The sequence below is a fragment of the Leucobacter sp. GX0328 genome (assembly GCF_053567315.1).
Window position 1 is genome coordinate 1,669,164 of record NZ_JBSGPC010000001.1, and the last position, 18,654, is coordinate 1,687,817.

Annotated in this window: 19 protein-coding genes; 7 read left to right on the forward strand and 12 right to left on the reverse strand. The window is 68.4% G+C overall.

All coding sequences use genetic code 11. From position 1 onward, the window contains the following. Nucleotides 1-223 precede the first annotated feature (223 nt). Nucleotides 224-1,552 (forward strand): PA2928 family protein, encoded by a 1,329-nt coding sequence (locus tag ACUYTF_RS07525; protein WP_434144533.1) that lies wholly within the window; start codon nucleotides 224-226, stop codon nucleotides 1,550-1,552. Nucleotides 1,553-1,600: 48 nt separating this feature from the next. On the opposite strand, the gene ACUYTF_RS07530 is transcribed toward ACUYTF_RS07525, so the two are convergent. Then, the gene (locus ACUYTF_RS07530) at nucleotides 1,601-2,527 is read right to left on the reverse strand and encodes an oxygenase MpaB family protein (protein ID WP_434144532.1); all 927 of its coding nucleotides are present in this window, start codon (nucleotides 2,525-2,527) and stop codon (nucleotides 1,601-1,603) included. 244 nt (nucleotides 2,528-2,771) lie between these two features. Here ACUYTF_RS07530 and ACUYTF_RS07535 point away from each other — a divergent pair, with 244 nt between their 5' ends. Next, nucleotides 2,772-3,074 carry a hypothetical protein gene (locus ACUYTF_RS07535; protein WP_434144530.1) on the forward strand — a complete coding sequence of 101 codons (303 nt, stop codon included), beginning with the start codon at nucleotides 2,772-2,774 and terminating at the stop codon, nucleotides 3,072-3,074. A gap of 266 nt (nucleotides 3,075-3,340) precedes the next feature. Next, nucleotides 3,341-3,844: an FBP domain-containing protein gene (locus ACUYTF_RS07540; protein ID WP_434144528.1), complete on the forward strand. Its 504-nt coding sequence runs from the start codon at nucleotides 3,341-3,343 to the stop codon at nucleotides 3,842-3,844. 81 nt (nucleotides 3,845-3,925) lie between these two features. Here ACUYTF_RS07540 and ACUYTF_RS07545 read toward each other — a convergent pair whose 3' ends face one another. The 4 genes from ACUYTF_RS07545 to ACUYTF_RS07560 form a co-directional block, all read right to left on the reverse strand. Then, complete coding sequence (locus ACUYTF_RS07545) at nucleotides 3,926-4,771, reverse strand: hypothetical protein (protein WP_434144526.1); 846 nt, start codon at nucleotides 4,769-4,771, stop codon at nucleotides 3,926-3,928. Continuing rightward, entirely contained in the window at nucleotides 4,768-5,490 is a 723-nt protein-coding gene (locus ACUYTF_RS07550; RefSeq protein ID WP_434144525.1) for an ATP-binding cassette domain-containing protein, read from the reverse strand. Before ACUYTF_RS07550 ends, ACUYTF_RS07545 begins: the two co-directional genes overlap by 4 nt. Continuing rightward, a complete protein-coding gene (locus ACUYTF_RS07555) occupies nucleotides 5,487-5,885 on the reverse strand; it encodes a GntR family transcriptional regulator (protein WP_434144523.1) in 399 nt (132 codons plus the stop codon). Before ACUYTF_RS07555 ends, ACUYTF_RS07550 begins: the two co-directional genes overlap by 4 nt. Nucleotides 5,886-5,981: 96 nt before the next feature. Then, entirely contained in the window at nucleotides 5,982-6,917 is a 936-nt protein-coding gene (locus ACUYTF_RS07560; protein ID WP_434144521.1) for an EamA family transporter, read from the reverse strand. Here ACUYTF_RS07560 and ACUYTF_RS07565 point away from each other — a divergent pair. Further along, nucleotides 6,916-8,316, forward strand: a complete 1,401-nt coding sequence (locus ACUYTF_RS07565; protein ID WP_434144519.1) for an aminotransferase class I/II-fold pyridoxal phosphate-dependent enzyme — start codon at nucleotides 6,916-6,918, stop codon at nucleotides 8,314-8,316. The genes ACUYTF_RS07560 and ACUYTF_RS07565 overlap by 2 nt on opposite strands. Before the next feature lie 49 nt (nucleotides 8,317-8,365). Here ACUYTF_RS07565 and ACUYTF_RS07570 read toward each other — a convergent pair whose 3' ends face one another. After that, a complete protein-coding gene (locus ACUYTF_RS07570; protein ID WP_434144518.1) occupies nucleotides 8,366-8,827 on the reverse strand; it encodes a TrmH family RNA methyltransferase in 462 nt (153 codons plus the stop codon). Between the two features lie 217 nt (nucleotides 8,828-9,044). Between ACUYTF_RS07570 and ACUYTF_RS07575 the strand changes: the two genes are divergently transcribed. Then, nucleotides 9,045-9,884, forward strand: coding sequence for a coenzyme F420-0:L-glutamate ligase (locus tag ACUYTF_RS07575; RefSeq protein WP_434144516.1), 840 nt, complete (start codon nucleotides 9,045-9,047; stop codon nucleotides 9,882-9,884). A gap of 8 nt (nucleotides 9,885-9,892) precedes the next feature. Here the strand turns inward: ACUYTF_RS07575 and ACUYTF_RS07580 are convergent, their stop codons facing one another. Further along, nucleotides 9,893-10,357, reverse strand: coding sequence for an Lrp/AsnC ligand binding domain-containing protein (locus tag ACUYTF_RS07580; protein ID WP_434144514.1), 465 nt, complete (start codon nucleotides 10,355-10,357; stop codon nucleotides 9,893-9,895). A gap of 226 nt (nucleotides 10,358-10,583) precedes the next feature. On the opposite strand from ACUYTF_RS07580, the gene ACUYTF_RS07585 reads away from it, so the two are divergent. Next, nucleotides 10,584-12,890: a transketolase-like TK C-terminal-containing protein gene (locus ACUYTF_RS07585; RefSeq protein WP_434144549.1), complete on the forward strand. Its 2,307-nt coding sequence runs from the start codon at nucleotides 10,584-10,586 to the stop codon at nucleotides 12,888-12,890. 66 nt (nucleotides 12,891-12,956) lie between these two features. Here ACUYTF_RS07585 and ACUYTF_RS07590 read toward each other — a convergent pair whose 3' ends face one another. From ACUYTF_RS07590 to ACUYTF_RS07605, 4 genes are read right to left on the reverse strand one after another with little or no spacing between them, the layout of a single operon-like run. Then, nucleotides 12,957-14,099, reverse strand: coding sequence for an aminotransferase class V-fold PLP-dependent enzyme (locus tag ACUYTF_RS07590; protein ID WP_434144512.1), 1,143 nt, complete (start codon nucleotides 14,097-14,099; stop codon nucleotides 12,957-12,959). Nucleotides 14,100-14,132: 33 nt separating this feature from the next. Beyond that, nucleotides 14,133-14,924: an ATP-binding cassette domain-containing protein gene (locus ACUYTF_RS07595; RefSeq protein ID WP_434144510.1), complete on the reverse strand. Its 792-nt coding sequence runs from the start codon at nucleotides 14,922-14,924 to the stop codon at nucleotides 14,133-14,135. Next, complete coding sequence (locus ACUYTF_RS07600) at nucleotides 14,921-15,733, reverse strand: ABC transporter permease subunit (RefSeq protein WP_434144508.1); 813 nt, start codon at nucleotides 15,731-15,733, stop codon at nucleotides 14,921-14,923. The genes ACUYTF_RS07595 and ACUYTF_RS07600 overlap by 4 nt, the downstream gene beginning before the upstream one ends. A gap of 42 nt (nucleotides 15,734-15,775) precedes the next feature. Then, nucleotides 15,776-16,642, reverse strand: coding sequence for an ABC transporter substrate-binding protein (locus tag ACUYTF_RS07605; RefSeq protein WP_434144506.1), 867 nt, complete (start codon nucleotides 16,640-16,642; stop codon nucleotides 15,776-15,778). A gap of 181 nt (nucleotides 16,643-16,823) precedes the next feature. Here ACUYTF_RS07605 and ACUYTF_RS07610 point away from each other — a divergent pair, with 181 nt between their 5' ends. Next, entirely contained in the window at nucleotides 16,824-17,576 is a 753-nt protein-coding gene (locus ACUYTF_RS07610) for an IclR family transcriptional regulator domain-containing protein (RefSeq protein ID WP_434144504.1), read from the forward strand. On the opposite strand, the gene cofD is transcribed toward ACUYTF_RS07610, so the two are convergent. Next, on the reverse strand, nucleotides 17,573-18,610 hold the full coding sequence (cofD, locus tag ACUYTF_RS07615) for a 2-phospho-L-lactate transferase (protein ID WP_434144502.1): 1,038 nt from the start codon (nucleotides 18,608-18,610) through the stop codon (nucleotides 17,573-17,575). The genes ACUYTF_RS07610 and cofD overlap by 4 nt on opposite strands. Between the last annotated feature and the right edge of the window lie 44 nt (nucleotides 18,611-18,654).

The following is an 18,654-nucleotide window of genomic DNA, read 5'->3' on the forward strand; positions in this document are numbered from 1 at the left end:
CGAGGTGCTCTACCGCTTCATCGAACTCCCGTTGATCCAGGCGGGTCGACGCCTCTCGCGTCGTCGGAGAGGCGAGATGCGGCTTTGCGCGTAGGGTGGCCTCTCTGATGCCGAACTCGGCCGGCGACGGTCGGAGTCGAAGCAGCGGGCGAGTGACGGATGAGCGCGTTGCGTCGAGCCATGCAGTAGCGTGAAGGCACCCGAGGCGGAGGCGAGGTGACCGATGACGCGAACACCCGTGCGCTGGGTGCTCGCTGTATCGGGCGGGCTCATCGTCCTCATGTGGATTCTCACCACGGTGCGCTCGCAGTTCACGATGCCGTGGAACAACGAGTGGCTCGTCATGCTCGTGCTGCTCGCGATCGTGGCGTTCGTCGGGCTGCCGCATTACACGCTGCCGCTGCCGCAGGGCGCCTCACGCGCGCGAGACGCCGACGGCGAGCTCATCGAGAAGCCCGAGTATCCCTACCCGTTGCTGCGTACGCTGTCGACCTTCATCGCTCTGTTCCTCGGGCTGACCTGGCTACTCATGGCCCCGATCCCGTCGAGCGAGGGGGCGCGCGGATCAGCGGTCGTGGAACGCGATGGACGGGATGTCGCCTATGTAGCCTACGACCGCTACGGGCCGCAGGGCATGCTGCAGATCGCGCTTCGAAACTTCTTCCCGCAGAACGTCGTCGCGATCGACGTCGAAACGGGCCAGCATCTCTGGGCGACGAGGATCGCGGAGGACAACTTTCTCGACGCTCGTGTGGTCGCCGCGAACGAGGAGTACGTCTACGTCGCGTACGGCGCAGGGCTCCGCGTACTCGATGCGGAAACCGGGCGAACTATCGTGACACCCGAAGATTTCGCGGGGCTCGACGAAGGGAGCATCGGCGTCGGTCGTTTCGTGCACGACCGCGCGACGGACCGCATCCTCGCGCAGACGAGCAACGGTCTCGCGCAGATCAGCGTGGGCGAACTGGCTGCGACCCGGGCGACCGAGGAGGACGGCTACACCTGGACACCGCTGTTCGGCGACGAATACCACGATCTCGTCGCGACCTTCCCGACCGCCGATGAAGCTGCGGCGGGCGACGCGCTCATCGAGATCGACGACGACGGCATCACCGTGCGGCGCGCGGACGAGGCCGCCGAACTGCTCACCGATCACCGATTCGAAGGCGGTGATCTGGTCATCGACCCGGTACCGCCGGTGCGCGCGACGCAGCAGTTCAGAGCGGTGGGCGTCGACCCGCACCCGCTGATCCCTGCCGACACCTCCGATGCCATCGGAGCCGCGGGCGGATACGTCGTCGTCAGCGAATCCTCCTACAGCGATCGCACGAGAACACGACTGACGACGGTGAGCCTCGAAACAGGCGAATCGCTCGACTCGATCGTCGTAGACGAGATTCCTACCGGTGGGGCGACCTCGGCGACCGGGTCGAGCGTCATCACTCTGCGCGAACGATTCATCGGCACGTCGCCCGTGGTGCTCATCTCCCCTCGAGGCGCCCTTTCGACCTCGATGGTCGGTCGCGCCGATTTCTTCGGCACCGCGCTGTGAGGGCGGGAGAACACCGGGGCCGCGAACGCGGGCGCAGAAGCCGTCGCTCTACGCGGGCTGCTCGGCGGGCTGCTCGGCCGGCTGCTTCGCGGGCCGTTCGGCCTGCTGCTTCGCCGGGCGTACTCGCTGGTAGGGCTTCGCGATCGATTCGCCGATCGTGTCGGCGATGAGCTGCTCGGCCGAACGATTCTTGCGCGAGAGCTTCGCGATCCACTTCGTGAAGCGGGCGCCCCGCGCGAGCTCCTTCGCACTGCGATCTTCGACCGCAAAGAAGTAGAGCGCGGTCTCGGGCAGCAACGACAGCACGCCGTTGATGATCTGCCGCGCGACCCACTTCGCGATGGGGCCCTTCACATCGGGGTGGCGCAGCGAATGGCCGGCGAGGGCCGCGAAGATCGTGAGCGCCTTCGTGTGGAGCTCCTCGCGGATGTACGCGTCGAGGTCGGCGAACGTGGTGAAGTACGGGCCGGGCACATGGATGCTCTCGGCGCCGTGCCGGGACTCCTGTACGAGCTGGTCTGCCTCGGCGGTCGTCATGCCCGGGCCGAACTCCTGGTAGCCGCGCACGGCCGACCAGATGTACGTCCACCACGTCCACCGCTGCCACGCCGGCTGCTTCGCGCTCGTCACTTCGCCGGTCTCGGGGTTCGTCCATGACGCGCGCTCGTGCAGGCGGTCGACGTGGGCCGCAGCGGCGTCGGCGTGCGCCTTGTCGGCGAAGACCGCGTCGCGCAGATAGGCCGAGGTGCGGTCGAAGCGTGCGGCCATCTGCTCGGCCCCCTCGCTGGTGAGCGAGACCCGTTCGAAGTGGGTCATCATGCCCGGCTCGAGCATCTGCAAGAAGAGGGCGTTCTTCGCGCCGAGCATCGACCCCGGGTCTGAGAACACGCGCCACGACATGCTGTCGGGGCCGTAGTACCCCTCGTCGGCGCGCGGTGCATCGGCGAGCGTGCGGCTCGGATTCTCTTCGGTCACGGTTCCCCCTCGGCGGTGACATGAACTCCATTCAGGGGACAGCGTAGTGAGCAGCGGTCTGCCGCGCCCCCGAAATCGGGGCCAAGTCATGCAAAGTCGGGCCAGTTCGCGTGCCACGGGAAGAATCGCGCTGAACAGGGGTGTTCGATGTATGCCCGCAGCTGTATATTGATGCCATGCGGTCGGCTTCGGCGCCGCAATGGGCGTGCGTCGGCGCGGCCCGATGCGTGCGAAGGAGACCGAGATGTCGTATCCACCAGCCGGTGCACCGCTGCCGAAGGGATTCGCGCTCGGCTCGCTCATCGCCGGCCTCGCGGGTCTGCTGCTCCTGGTGGTCTTCTATACGAGCATGGCGGGGGTCGTGCTCTTCATCGGCGCGGCCGTCGCGGGCGTGCTCGCCGTGATCCTCGGCATCATCGGGCTGAAGCAGCGGCAGCCGAAGGGTTTCGCTGTCACCGGCCTCGTCATCGGCGCGGTCGTCGCGGTGCTGTGCGCCGCGATCTTCGTGTTCGCGCTGCTGTTCCTCGGTGCGTTCGCCGCAGGCTAGGCGAGCACGGTCGTCGGCCGGGCCGGGCCGGGCCGGAGCTCGGAGCGGTACACTCGACCGCGTGAGTTATCGAGAGCTGTACTCCCAGCGTCAGGAGGTCGTCGGCGAAGCGCTCGCCGACGGTGATTGACGCAGCCCGCCGTGCCCGCCGAATCCCCGGGCATGGCGACCCGTCGACCCTTCTTGACACAGTACGAGGGGCGGGAGCGCCAGTGCGCGGGCCGCGAGCCCGGTGCGCTTCGCACCACGCCCCGGAAAGCAGACTCATGCAACCCCTGACCGAATCGACCATCCGCGCCTCCTTCATCAACGCCTCGCGTCGCGAGGTGAAAGAGCTGATGCTCCCGACCGGATTCGACGAACTCACGGCCGCCGACTGGGAGGCCCGCGACTTCTTCGGCTGGCGCGACCCGAAGTTCGCCCGTCGCGCTTACGTCGTGTTGCCGCGGCTCGACGCCGAACCGGCGGGCGTGCTGCTCACCCAGGCAGAGGCTTCGCCCCGCTCGCGCGCGATGTGCAACTGGTGCCAGGACGTGCGGCTGCCGAACGAGGTCGTGTTCTGGGGTGCGAAGCGCGTCGGCGAGGCCGGGCGCCGGGGCAACACCGTCGGCACCCTCATCTGCCGCGAGTTCCAGTGCTCGCGCAACGTGCGCAACGACCCGCCCCCGGCGTACGAGGGCTACGACGTCGCGGCCGCGAGAGTGCGCCGCATCGACGATCTGCGGCTCAAAGCGGCCGGGTTCGCGGAGATGCTGATCGCGGGCCGCTGACTCCGGCCCCCGAAAACGGGCCCGCTGACATGCGCGGCCAGGGATCGCCGGGCGTGCAGCCGGAGACCCCTGGCCCGCACCTCAGCGCAGCGAGGTGCGTCGCTCGACCGAGCGCGCCCCGCGCCAGGCGAACAGCACCGTCACGACGAGGCTGAGGAGCACGATGCCGACGCCGAGCACGCCGGGCTGCGTCTCGCCGGTCGGGTCCGAGACCGCTGCGACGAAGCCCGAGAGCATGCCCTCGGCGACGAATGACCCGGTATCGGGGCCGTCGACGCGTATGCCGAGCGGGATGAACAGCGTTGCCGCGAGCCCGAGGACCTGCATGCCGAAGTAGGTGATGACCGCACCGATCACCGGGGCGCCGAAGCCGAGATGGTTGAAGCGGGCCTCCGAACCGATCGACATGAGCGCTGCGCCGGTGACGACGATGGAGACGAGCTGCAGCAGCAGCGCGCCGGCGAAGAAGACGGACACACCGACGCCGACCAGCTCGATGCCCGTGCCGAGTTGCACGAGCACGTCGCGCACGATGTCGAAGGGGCCGAGCCCGTCGGCGAGCGCCGCCGCAATGCCGACCCCGGCGAGGATGAGCGCGGCCACGACGAGCGCCGCGACCGAGGCGGCCAGAGCATAGAGCACTTTCGCGGTGAAGAGGTCGCGACCGTGCACGGGCAGCGTCATGGTGAAGTACCCCTGGCGGCCGTACATCGTGCGCCAGTAGCTCGCGGCAAGGATGCCGAGCACGAGGGGGAGTACGGCGATCGCGGCGATGGTGCTGCCGCCGATGCCGAGCGTGCCGAGTATCGGGATGCGCAGGGCGGCGGCCGCGAGCGCGACGACGGTGCAGAGCACGAGGATGCCGACCGCGGTGCAGAGGGTTCTGCGGGTCGTGCGGAACTCCTGGGCGAAGAGCGTGCCGATCATGATGCGTACACCTTTCGGAAGAGGGCGTCGAGGCTCGACCCGTGCTCGGCGCGCAGGTCGTCGGCGTCGCCCTGCAGCAGCACGCTGCCGCCGCGCAGGAAGACGACGGAGTCGACGACCGCCTCGATGTCTTGGATGAGGTGGGTCGAGACGAGCATCAGTGCGTGCTCGTCGAAGTTCTGCAGGATGCCGCGCAGGATCACGTCGCGGGATGCGGGGTCGACGCCCGAGATCGGTTCGTCGAGCAGGTAGACGTGCGCTCGCCGCGACATGGCGAGCGAGATCTGCAGCTTCTCGCGCATGCCCTTCGACATCTCCTGCAGCGTGCGATCCCACGGCAGGCCGAAGAAGTCGACCATTTCGCGAGCCTTCGCCTCGTCGAAGTCGGCGAAGAAGCGCCGGTACTGCGCGATCGCGTCGGCGGGTTTCTGCGAGTCGGGCAGGAACGAGGCATCGGGCAGGAAGGAGACGAGCGCCTTCGACTCGGGGCCGGGGGCATGGCCCGCGATGCTCACGCTGCCGCTCCAGTCGGCGAGCACGCCCGCGAGGATCTTGAGCAGCGTCGTCTTGCCCGAACCGTTGTCGCCCATGAGGCCGACGATCTGGCCGGGGGCGAGGCTGAGGGTGAGGCCGCTGAGCGCCTCGCGCCCGCGGTACGTCTTGGTGAGGCCCGCGACTTCGACGGCGGGTGCGGTGCGGGCCGGTGCGGTACTGGTCATCGTTCCGTCCTTTCGGGTGAGGGGCGCGGTGCGGTGTCGAGCCGCGCCCAGCGTTCGGCGAGCAGCCGCTCGGCATCGGCGAGCGGCATGCCGAGCCCGGAGGCGGCCTCGGCGAAGGCGTCGGCAGATGCGGCGGCGAGTTCGCCGCGGCAGCGCGCGATCACGGCGTCGTCGCTCGTGACGAAGCGGCCCGAAGTGCGCTCGGCGGTCGTGAAGCCCTGGCGGTCGACCTCGGTCAGCGCCTTCTGCACGGTGTTGGGGTTGACGCCGAGCTCGAGCGCGAGCTCGCGCACCGACGGCACTTTCGCGCCGGCGGACCATTCGGCGGCGGCGATGCGTCGGCGGAACTCGTCGACGAGCTGCGCCCAGATCGGCCGGGAGTCATCGATCTGCACGGGCGCCTCCTTCTGCGATGCGGGCGAGGGATCACCGCTCGGTGATGTGTCCCACTGTATTACTACATTAATACAGATGCAAGCCCCGCCCCGCGGTCACCCGCGGGCGCCGACCCGATTCTTCGCCCGCACCGCGAAGAGCGCGCAGCCGACGACCGCGAGGCCGCCCGCGACGGTCGACCAGCCGATGTGCTCGTGCAGCAGCAGCCCGGCCCACAGGATGCTCATCACCGGCTGCGTCAGCTGCACCTGGCTGACCGTCGCCATCGGTCCGATCGCGAGACCCCGGTACCAGGCGAAGAAGCCGAGGAACATGCTGACGACCGCGAGGTATGCGAACGCGCCCCACTCGATGGCGCCGCCGCGCGGCGGCTGCTGCACGATCGAGACGACGGTCAGCGCGGTCATGAGCGGGAAGGCGAGCACGAGCGCCCACGAGATGGTCTGCCAGGAGCCCAGCTCGCGCGCGAGCAGTCCGCCTTCGGCGTAGGCGACGGCGCACGAGACCACCGCGCCGAAGAGCAGTAGATCGGCCCACTGCAGCCCGCCGAATCCGCCGCCCTGCAGCGCCGCGAAGGCGACCGCGGCGCAGGCCCCGAGCCCCGCCGCGACCCAGAACGAACGGTCCGGGCGCTCGCCCGTGCGCAGCACCGCGACCACGGCGGTCGCTGCAGGCAGCAGTGCGATCACGACGGCGCCGTGGCTCGCGGGCGCGGTCGTCAGGGCGAACGCCGTGAGCAGCGGGAAGCCGAGCACCGCGCCCCCTGCGACGACCGCGAGCTGCAGCCACTGCCGGCCGCGCGGCATGCGCTGTCGGGTGAACCAGAGGGCCGCGGCCGCAAGCAGGGCCGCGACGACCGCGCGGCCCGCCCCGATGAAGAGCGGCGACATGAGGTCGTCCGCGACCGCGAAGCGCGTGAACGGCACGGTGAACGAGAAGGCGGTGACTCCGAGCAGCCCCCACCACAGGCCGCTGCGCGGCGTGGATATCGGTTCGCGAAGCTGAAGAGTAGCGGTATCATGTGTCGACATGACTCAGAGTAGCAGTGATCGCATCGTTCAGGCACTCCGGAGCTGGGTGGCGAACTCCGCGGCGGGCGCGCAACTGCCGTCGACCCGCGCCCTCGTCACGCAGTTCGAGGCGAGCCCGGTCACCGTGCAGCGGGCACTGCGCGTGCTCGTCGCGCAGGGGCTCGTCGAGTCGCGGCCCGGCATCGGCACCTTCGTGCGCGCCGTACGCCGAGCGAAGCCGAACGACTACGGGTGGCAGACCGCGGCCCTCGGCGCCCCGCAGCACCGCATCCCGCAGCTGACCGCCGCCCTGCGCACGGCCCCGAACGACGTCATCGCCCTGCACTCGGGCTACCCCGACAAGGAGCTGCTGCCCGAGCGTCTCGTGCGGGCAGCCTTCGCACGTGCAGCCCGCAGCGAGACGGCTATGAGCCGCACCCCGAGCGCCGGCCTCCCCGAACTGCAGGCCTGGTTCGCGACCGAGCTCAGCAGCTTCACCCCGGCAGGCCTCTCGGCGCCCGAAGCGCGCGACGTCGTCATCCTGCCCGGCAGCCAGAGCGGCCTCAGTACCCTCTTCCGCACCCTCGTCGGCGCCGGCCGGCCGATGCTCATCGAGTCGCCGAGCTACTGGGGCGCCATCATGGCGGCGGCGCAGGTGGGGGTGCGGCTGATCCCTGTCGCGACCGGGTCTCACGGGCCCGACCCGGAGGACCTGCGCCGCGCGTTCGCGCAGACCGGCGCGCGCGCCTTCTACGCGCAACCGAACTACGCGAACCCGTCGGGGGCGCAGTGGTCGCCCGAGCTCGGCCGGCAGGTGCTCGACCTCGTGCGCGAGCACGGCGCCTTTCTCATCGAAGACGACTGGGCGCACGACTTCGGCATCAGCAGCGACCCGGTGCCGGTGTCGGCGTTCGACGACGGCGGGCACGCCGTGTACATCCGCTCGCTCACGAAGAGCATCTCCCCGGCGGTGCGCGTCGCGGGCATCATCGCGCGCGGCCCGGCTCGCGAACGCATCCTCGCCGACACCCAGGCGCAGGCGATGTACGTGAGCGGAGCGCTGCAGGCGGTCGCACTCGACGTGGTCACCGGGCCCGGCTGGCGCACGCACCGCCGCTCGCTGCGGTCGCTGCTCGAGGCCCGCCGCGACCTGCTCGTCGCGTCGCTGCGCGAGCACGCCCCCGCCGCGCACCTCGAATCAGTGCCCCGCGGCGGCCTCAACCTCTGGCTGCGCCTGCCCGACGGCACCGACCTCGCGCGGCTCACCCGCGAGTGCGAGGCGGAGGGCGTCATCGTCGCCCCCGGAGTCGACTGGTTCCCGGCCGAACCGACCGGCCGCTACCTGCGGCTGAACTACTCGGGGCCGCGGCCCGGCGAGTTTCCCGAGGCGGCGCGCGTGCTCGGGCGGGTGCTCGGGTAGCCGGGCGGTACGGGCTCCGGGGCGGTGCGGGCTCCGGGGCGGTGCGGGCTCAGACGCCGCCCGCGAATCCCTGCTGCCGCCACGCCTCGTAGACGGCGATCGCCGCGCAGTTCGCCAGGTTCATCGAGCGCCGCGACTCGAGCATGGGAATGCGCAGTCGGTCGGTCACGGCCGCATGATGCAGTATCTCGTCGGGCAGCCCGGTCGGCTCGGGCCCGAACATGAGCACATCGCTCGGCTCGTATGCGACGTCGGTGTAGCGCCGCTCGGTCTGCGCCGTGAACGCGAAGATGCGCGCCGGCCCCAGCGCCTCGAGCGCCGCCCCGAACGAATCGTGCACGTGCACCACGGCGAGGTCGTGGTAGTCGAGGCCCGCGCGGCGCAGCTTCGCATCCTCGAAATCGAACAGCGGTCGCACGACGTGCAGTTCGGCGCCGGTGCCCGCCGCGAGGCGGATGGTGCTGCCGGTATTGCCCGCGATGCGGGGCTCGAAGAAGAGTATGCGGGTCACCAGCCCAGGGTACTCGATGGGGTGCGGCCCGGCGCGGCTATCGGCGGTGCCCTTACGCACGGGAGGTGCTGTTGCGTGCGGTGCATCAGGGCACCTCTCGTGCATACGGGCACCTTCGGGCACCTTCGGGGAGCTCGGGGGCGCGGGGGCCTCGACAGGGATCGCGCGGGCGCCCGGCCCGGGCGGTGTTCGCGGCGGAGTTTGAGATGATGGTGCCATGCGTGCACATTCACCGGGCGACCATGGGACGGGCGACGACGGGCTCGCGATCTGGGCGCTCGCGGGCGTGCCCGAGGTGCGTGCCGGCGACGACCTGGCCGAGCTGATTGGGGCGGCGCTCGCCGCCGATGCCGAAGCGCGCCCCGAACGGCGGCTGCGCGACGGCGACATCCTCGTCATCACGAGCAAGATCATGTCGAAGGCGGAGGGCCGTATCGTGCACGCCGACGACCGCGAGGCCGCCATCACCAGCGAGACGGTGCGCGTCGTCGCATCGCGCCGCCGCAAGAACGGGCCGGGCTCCACGCGCATCGTCGAGAACCGTCTCGGCATCGTCGGCGCTGCGGCCGGCGTCGACGCGAGCAACACCGCCGAGGGCACCGTGCTGCTGCTGCCCGAAGACCCGGATGCGTCGGCCGAGCAGATCAGAAACGCTATCTCCGAACGCTTCGGCGTCGCGATCGGCGTTGTCGTCTCGGATACGCTGGGGCGCGCCTGGCGGGTCGGGCAGACCGACATCGCGATCGGCGCCGCCGGGCTCCGGGTGCTGCACGACCATCGTGGCGGTATCGACGCGGGCGGGCGGCCGCTCGACGCGACCCAGGTCGCCGTCGCCGATGAGCTCGCCGCCGCCGCCGACCTCGTGAAGGGAAAGGCGAGCGGCCGGCCGGTCGCCGTGGTGCGCGGGGCTGGCCATCTGCTGCAGAGCGAGGGATCGCCGAGCCGTGCCCGCGATATCGTGCGCACGGGCCCGGACGACATGTTCCGCCTCGGCGTCGATGAGGCGATGGCCGAGGGCTACCGGCGTGCGCTCGCGGGGGAGCCGCTCGAGCAGTAGCGCCGCTTCTACGCGGGTATCTCACCGGAAGTTCCGCGGCCCCGGGTCCATCCGTGCATGACGATGAGTGTCTTGGTGCCGGCGACCTTGCCGGTTCTGCGGATCGCGTTGACGACCCGCTGCAGATGATCGACATCGTCGGCGCGGAGCCGGATCAGTACATCGGGGTCGCCCGAGAGCGTGTGGAACTCCTCGGCCTCAGGGATCTGCCGCACGATGTCGGCGACCTCGTCGGTCTCGGTCTGGCCGTTGAGCCGCACTTCGACGAACGCTTCGAGGGTGCCGCTGCGGTGCTCATCGATGATGGCGGTGTAGCCGCGGATGACCCCGAGCGACTCGAGCCGCTCGATGCGCCGCTGCACCGGAGCCGGCGTGAGGTTCACTCTGCGCGCGATCTCGCTGATGGGAACCCTGGCGGAGCCGCGCAGGATCGCGAGGATCTGCCGGTCGACGGTATCGATGGAGTCTGACATCTTGCTCGCGATCGGTTCGTGCGTTGGGTGCACGAAAGTCTAGTAATTTCTGGCGCTTCGCGCTTGATTCTAGTGTATTCGCATCAGCCTTTGCGTGAATCGAATGTTCGACCGCTCGGTGCGGTGGGATGGGGATGCGGAGGCTCTCGGGCCTCGAGTTCTTTGATCTGAGCACTGTCGCACAGGAGGTAGCGCGTTGACGCATACAGTGGAGCTTCGCAGAGAGATGCATGCCGTGGAGACACGGCTGCGCCCGATCGCTGATCGGGTGCGGTGGCTCGCTACGGCGATGGTCGACCACGCGAATCGCGTGCGGCCGAACCCCGCCGGGCTCAAGGTCGGCGGGCACCAGGCATCGTCGGCGTCCATGGTCGAGATCATGGTGGCGCTGTGGTTCCACGCCCTTCGCCAGGAGGATCGTGTTGCGGTCAAGCCGCACGCGTCGCCGGTGCTCCACGCGATCAACTACCTGCTCGGAGACCTGGACGAGCGTTATATGACGACTTTGCGTCAGAAGGGCGGGCTGCAGAGCTACCCGAGCCGCACGAAAGACCCGGACACAGTGGATTTCTCGACCGGCTCCGTCGGTATCGGGGCTACTGCGCCGGTGTGGGCCGCGATCGCGCACCGATACCTGCGTGCGCATGATCCGGAGACTCCCGAGGCCGGCCGCTTCATCAGCCTGGTCGGCGATGCGGAGCTCGACGAGGGCGCGATCTGGGAGGCGCTGGGAGACCCGGCGGTATCGAAGCTCGGCGAGCTGCTGTGGGTCGTCGACCTCAACCGCCAGTCGCTCGACCGCGTCGTACCCGATATCCAGAGCCTGCGTCTGCAGCGCCTCTTCGAAGCGCAGGGCTGGGAAGTCATCACTCTGAAGTGGGGCACCTATGTGAGCGCCCTGTTCGGGCGCGAGGGCGGAGACCTGCTGCGGCTGCGGCTGGAGACCATGGGCAACGAGGAGTACCAGCGCATGCTGCGGGCCGACGCCGTCGAAGTGCGCAGTCGGCTGCTCGGCGGCGAACCGGAGCTCGGGCTCGCGGCTCTCGTCGATTCGTTGAGCGATGACGAGCTCGCCCGCGCGGTCCGAGATCTGGGAGGGCACGACCTCGGTCTGCTCGTCGAGACGTTCGACGGCACTGACCGGACACGGCCGACCGTGGTGCTCGCCTACACGGTGAAGGGCCGCGACTTGCCGGTCGAGGGGCATCCGGCGAATCATTCGGCGCTGCTCAGCGAGGCCCAGATGATCGATCTGGCTGCCCGAAGCGGAATGAGCCTGGAGCAGCCGTGGCAGCGTTTCGGCCCCGAGAGCCCCGAAGGCGAACTCTGCGCGCAGCGGCGTACCGAACTCGCGCGGCAGCCGTTCGAACCGGCCGCCGCCTCCCGCGAACTCGTGCTGCCGGTGAGTCGGCCGCGCAAACCGATCTCGACGCAGGCCGCGTTCGGACGATTCGTGGGCAACTTGCGCTACGACGCCCCCGAGATCGCCGAGCGCGTGGTGACCTGCAGCCCGGATGTGGCGTCGAGCACCAATCTCGGCGGCTGGATCAATAAGACCGGCGTGTGGTCGGTGAAGGATCGTCTCGACTGGTTCGCCGACGAGGCGCAGCGCGTGCTGCGCTGGCAGGAGGGCGAACGCGGCCAGCATATCGAGCTCGGGATCGCGGAAGGCAACCTCGTGGGCCTGCTCGCGGAGCTTGGCAGCACGTGGAGCCGCTGGAACAAGCCGCTGATCCCGATCGGCGTGCTCTACGACCCGTTCGTGACGCGGGCGCTCGAGCCGTGGTCGTACGGCATGTATGCGGGCGGCCAGTCGATCCTCGTCGGCACGCCCTCGGGCGTCACGCTCGCCCCCGAGGGCGGCGCGCACCAGTCCATCATGACGCCGTCGGTCGGCCTCGAACAGCCCGGCTGCATCGCCTGGGAGCCCGCGTTCGCGAGCGATCTCGAGTGGTGCCTCATGCATGCGATGTCCCGGATCGGCGCGCCCGGCGGCACCTCGGCCTACTTCCGGCTCTCGACGCGCGCGATCGATCAGAACCTGGCCCGTCTCCCGCAGGACGAGATGCTCCTCGCGCGGCGACGCAAGCAGGCGATCGCCGGCGGTTACCGTCTTTCGGAGCGGAACGCCTCGACCGATGAAGTGACGCTCGTCGGAGCGGGAGCGATCATGCCGGAGGTGCTCGCCGCGGCGGAGACGCTCGAGCAGGCGGGCGTGCGCGCCGGCGTCGTGTGCCTCACGAGCCCGGATCTCGTCTTCCGGTCCCTGCAGCAGCGCGGCCGCATCGACGCTGCTGTGGGCTCCGACATCATCTCGACGCTGTTCCCGTCGGAGTCGCCGGCGCCTCTCGTGACGGTGCAGGACGGGCATCCGCACACGCTGTCGTTCCTCGCCGGTGCGCGGGGCGACCGGGTGCGCAACCTCGGCGTCACCGAATTCGGGCAGTCCACCGACCTCGCGGATGCCTATGCGCTGCACGGCATCGACGCGGCCTCGATCGTCGATGCCGCATTCGAAGTACTGGGTCGTTAGCGGCAATGGGAAAGCCCCCGCCGAGGCGGGGGCTTTCCCATTGCCGCGAATCCGCGAAGCTCCGGGTCAGAGCGCGGCGACCTTCGCGAGCGCCTGGTTCACGTCGGCGATCAGGTCGGGCAGGTCTTCGCAGCCGACCGAGAGGCGCACCATGAAGTCGCGCTTCGGCATCGGGTAGGCGAGCGTGTGCAGATCGCCGAGGCTCACCGCGACGCCGGCGAGCTCGAGCGATTCGCAGAAGGTCGCCATCGCCGGCTGACCCTTGGTCATGTGGAAGGAGATCATGCCGCCGAAGCCGCGGCTCATGTACTTCGAAGCGACCTCGTGGGCCGCGTCGGTATCGAGCCCCGCGTAGCGCACCCAATCGACCTCGGGGTGCTCGCGCAGCAGCTCGGCGATCGCCTGACCGTTCTCGGAGTGCTGGCGCATGCGCAGCGGCATCGTGCGCATGCCGCGCGAGAGCAGCCACGAGTTGAACGGCGCCGCGGCGGCGCCGACGGCGTCCATCTGAATGCGGGCGAGCCCCATGTCTTCGGCGCTGCCCGCGACGAGGCCGCCGACCGCGTCGCCGTGGCCGCCGATGTACTTCGTCGCCGAGTGCACGACGATGTCCGCGCCGAAGGCGAGCGGCTTGAGCAGCGACGGGGTGAAGAAGGTGTTGTCGACGATGAACTTCGCGCCGGCATCGCGCGAGATCGCAGCGAGCGCATCGAGGTCGGCGAAGCGCATGTAGGGGTTCGATACCGACTCGGTGAAGATCACCTGGGTGTTCGGCTGCACGGCGGCGCGAACGGCATCGAGATCGGTGATCTCGACCGGGGTGACCTCGACGCCGAGGCCGCCGAGCGTCTGCGTGATCAGGATCTCGGTGATCACGAACATGTTGTCGGAGATGATGAGGTGGTCCCCGGCCTTCAGCTGGCTGAGCAGTGCAGCGCTGACCGCACCCATGCCCGAGGCGCAGGCGAGCGCGTCCTCGGCTCCCTCGAGAGCTGCGGCCTTCTCCTCGAAGACGCGGTTCGTCGGGTTCGAGGTGCGCGAGTAGAAGTAGGCATCGGGGGCGCCGGCCATCGAGGCGTCGACGGCGTCCTCCTTGGCCTGCGCGGTCTCGAACGAGAACGTCGCCGTCTGATAGATCGGTGCAGCCAACGCGCCGGTGGCGGGGTCGACCTTCTCGCCGGCGTGGATCGCCGCGGTCATCTCATTCATTCGTTGATTGCCTTTCTTGCTTTCATAGGTGCACTAGCTCAGCCGCGACAGGAAGCGCTTGGTGCGCTCGTGCTGCGGGTCTCCGAACAGGGTCTCCGGGGCGCCCTCTTCGATGACATAGCCGCCGTCCATCATGACGACGCGGTCCGCCACCTCTCGGGCGAAGGCCATCTCGTGGGTCACGACGACCATCGTCATGCCTCGTGAAGCGAGGTCCTTCATGACGGCGAGGACTTCTCCGACTGTCTCCGGGTCGAGGGCCGAAGTGGGCTCGTCGAAGAGCATGACCTTGGGCTCCATCGCAAGCGCGCGGGCGATTGCGATTCGCTGCTGCTGACCGCCTGAGAGCTTCGCCGGGTAGGCGTGCCGCTTGTCGCTCATATTGACTCTCATTAGCAGGGCCTCGGCTCGTGCCTCGGCGTCCTCTCTCGAGACGCCGAGGAGCCTTATCGGTCCCTCGATGATGTTCTGCATCACGGTCATATGCGGCCAGAGGTTGAAGCGCTGGAAGACGAACCCGATATCACGGCGTTTTCGAGCGATATTGGTCTCCTTGTCACGGACGAGGCCTCCGTCGGGGCCTTCGACATATCCCACGAGTTCGCCGTTGACGAAGATGCGACCGCCGTCGATCTCCTCAAGGTGATTCATGCAGCGCAGAAACGTGGTCTTGCCCGAGCCGGAGGGGCCGATGATGCAGATGACTTCGCCTGACTCGACCGTCAGGGAGACGTCTTGGAGCACAACATTGCCTCCGTACGCCTTGCGCACATTCTGCGCTGCGACTACCGGAGTCGCAGCGGCGGGGCTGCTCTGATCGCTCACCAGATCACTTCCTTGCTCTGCTTCTCGATGGCCCGAGCACGCTTGCGGTCTTCGGCGGGTTCGCGTTCGCTGCGCGATAGACGGCGCTCGATCATCCGCTGGATCAAATTCCAGATCGTCGTCACGACGATGTACCAGACCGCCACCGCCATGAACACCTCGACCGGCTTGAACGTGTTCGAATACGTGACCTGGGCATCGAGGAAGATCTCGTATATGCCGATGAACGCGAGGAGCGAGGTCATCTTGATCATGCCGTTGAACTGGTTGCCGAGTGGCGGGACGATCGTGCGGGCGGCCTGCGGGAAGATGATGCGGCGCATGGCGGTGCGCTTGGTCATGCCGATAGCCGCAGCGGACTCGAACTGGCCGAGGTCCACGGAGGCGATTCCGGAGCGGATGATCTCGCTCATATACGCGCCCTCGGCGATACCGAGCCCGACGATGCCGGCGAGTACCGCGCCGGGAATGACGAAGAGTCCGAGATTCAGCGATTCCGGGAAGAGGTCGACACCGAAGATCATGTTCGCGCCGTAATAAATGAAGAACACCAGCACGATGACCGGCGTGCCGCGAACGATATAGATGTAGGCGCCTGCGAAAAACTGCAGGATCTTGAAGCGCGAGCGCTGCATGAGCGCCGAGATCGTTCCAAGGATGATCCCGAGCAGCTGCGAGAACACGGCGATCGACACAGTGAGGCCGAGAGCCGACCAGAACGCCGGAGTAGGGTTGAAGATTCGCTTGACCAGCAGGCCCCAGTCGATATCGCCGGGGCCTGCTGCGAGAAGGATGTCGAATGCGTGCACGGTAGTCGGTGCGCTCCTAGTTCTGCTGGCCGTCGAACGCGATCACTCGACGATCTCACCCTGCTGGTCGGCGGGCAGTGACTCCTTGTCCATGTCCCATTCCTCCAGGATCTGAGTCATCGTCCCATTCGCGTAGAGCTCCTTGATCGCCTCGCTCAGGCCTTCGAGCATCTCGGCGTCGTCCTTGCGTACCGTCACCGCGAGTAGTTCGGGGTTCACGAGCTCACCCGTGACTTCGAGCTGATCCGATGCCTGCTTGACGCGTTGCATGACCGAGGGGCCTGCCGCGAAGTATGCGTCCAGCTTGTTCGATATGAGAGCGGCCGGCGCGTCGGTGTCTTTCGAATAGGTGGTGATCTTGACGGGAGGCTTGCCCGCTGTTTCGAGCTCGGTGTTGAAGTCCTCGAGCACCTTGGCCTGCGAGCTGCCCAGCATGACGCCGACGCGCATACCGCTCAGGGACTCGAGCGAATCGAGTCCCTCGGGGTTGCCTTTCGGCACCAGGATCAGTGTGCCGTTCTGCTGGTAGACGACGAAGCTTACCGCCTCGAGGCGCTCGGGGAGCGGCGACATGCCACTGAGGGCGACCTGGCACTTCTCGGTCTGGACCGCGGCGATCAGGCCTTCAAAACCGACATTGAGGTGGGTCGTTGGCACGCCCCACAGATCACCGATCGCTCGAGCGACGGCGATGTCGGAGCCGTCGGGCTCCTGTGTACCGTCCTTGAAGAACTCGTAGGGAGGGTACGCAATATTGGCGCACACCTTGAATTCTCCGGCTTCGGTGACCGACGCAGGAGGAGCCAGGGTGGCCTTCGAGGGCGCCTCCTCGCTGCTCGCGCTGCTGCAGCCGGTGACGACGAGGAGACTCGTGGTCAGAATGCCGAGAGTGAGCATGGATTTCTTCATCGTAATCCTCTAAGTCAGTGCTTCCGGATGACGAATTCGCCACCCTTCTGGTTTTACTAAGTGAAATCAAGTATCATTTTAATTTAGTCGATGGTTCAGACAGCGTCAATACGGCCAAATGCGCATTCGCTGCGCTGTTTCAAGGCCGCCCCTCAGGTGTGGCCGGTGAATGAGGTAGCCCATGAATGACTACACGATCGAGTCGGTGAGGCGCGCTGCGCGTGTGCTCGATGCTTTGATGTTTGAACCCGGGCAGACTCTGCAGGAATTATCCGAGCGGATCGGACTGAACAAGTCCACGACTTTCCGGCTGCTCTTCACCTTGATGCAAGACGACCTGGTCGCACAGGAGGCAGACAGCAAGCGCTACCGTCTCGGCCCGATGACGATCTCCCTCGGGCAGAGCGCGATCGAATCTACAAGCCTCATCGATGTCGCTCGGCCATTCATGGAAAGTCTGTACGCACGATTTCACGTAGTGATCACGTTGAACATGCCGAGCCGCGATGCGGTTTTCGAAGCCTTGCGCGTGCCGCAATTCGGTCGCGGTGAGTTCATTCCGGCCGGCACGCCACTGCCTTACCATGGCTGCGCTTCCGGGCAGGTGTTTCTCGCTTTCTCGGACGCATCGCTGTTCGAACATGTAGTAGAGAAGCCGCTCGATAAGCGGGCTTCACGCACTCCCACGACGCAGGAACAGCTCGAGGAGGCGATCGCCCGAGTGCAAGCGAAGGGTTGGGCCATGGTGCACGACACGCTCGAAGAAGGCGTGACAGCTGCTGCTGCACCGGTGCGGGGGCATCGTGGAGACGTCGTCGGCGCTCTCGGTTCTGCCGCCCCGAGCGGTGCGCTCTCCGAAAGCGAGTGGCTTGAGCTCGCTGCGGCGCTCGCCGAGGCAGCGGCGAACGCCAGCGTGGGGCTCGGCGCCCGCTAGTCTCCGAGCGACAGCGCGAAGGCGAGGGCATCGGCCGCGAGACGCCGGCTCGTCGCCTCGTCGCGCATCCACAGTGGCACGGCGGAGGCGGCGAGCCCCGCTGCCTCGAGCGCGGAAAGCGCAGCGGCATCGACCGTGTCGACCAGCCAGCCGTCGATGATGCCGCCCCGGCTGCGCGCACCGTAGCCGAGACCGACTGCCTCGGCCGTGCACGGCTGGGCGAGCGCCTCGAGGCACTGGCGGGCCATGCCGCGCAGTGGGCTCGACTCGATGATGGGGGAGACGCCGACGACGGGGGCCGCCGAGGCGCGGAGGGCCTCGGCGATCCCTGGCAGGCCCGCGACGCCCGCGCGGCCCGCCCCGCCCGGGAAGCCCGCCATGGTGCCGATCGAGACGACCGGGTTCGACGGCGCCACGATGACGACGTCGGCCGCGCCGATCGCGGCGACCGCGGTCGGGCTCGCGACGGCCCCACCGCCCTCCCGGCCGCGGCGCTCGAAGCGGACCGCGGGCACAGTGGCGCGCAGGCGCACCCACCACTCCTCGAAGTGCAGCGCCTCGGGCTCGCCCGCGGCTCCCGGGTGCTCGGGGTCGAGCACGACCCAGGTCTCGGCGTCGTCGTCGCTCGCGGGCAGCAGCGTCACGCCCAGCTCCCAGCGCTCGTTCAACCGCGCTGTCGCCTCGGTGAGCGTGAGACCGTCGCGCAGGAAGCCCGTGCGCGCGATGTGCGTGCCGAGGTCGAGGTCGCCGAGGGTGAACCACGGCCAGCCGGCGCCGTACGCGGTCATCTCGGCGCTGACCCGCTCGCTCTCGCCCGCCCGCCCCCAGCCGCGCACCTCGTCGTTCGCGCCGGCGAGGGCGTACATCAGCGAATCGAGATCGGGGCACACCTTGAGCCCGCTCAGCCACATGTCGTCGCCGACGTTCGCGACGATGCTCAGCTCGGCCTCCGGATGTTGCGCGCGCAGCTCGGCGCGCAGGCCCTGGGCGAACTTGGCGCCGCCGACGCCTCCGGCGAGCAGGGCGATCTTCATGCAGTGGCCTCCTGGTGCGTGCGGTGCGTGCGGTGCGCGGTGGC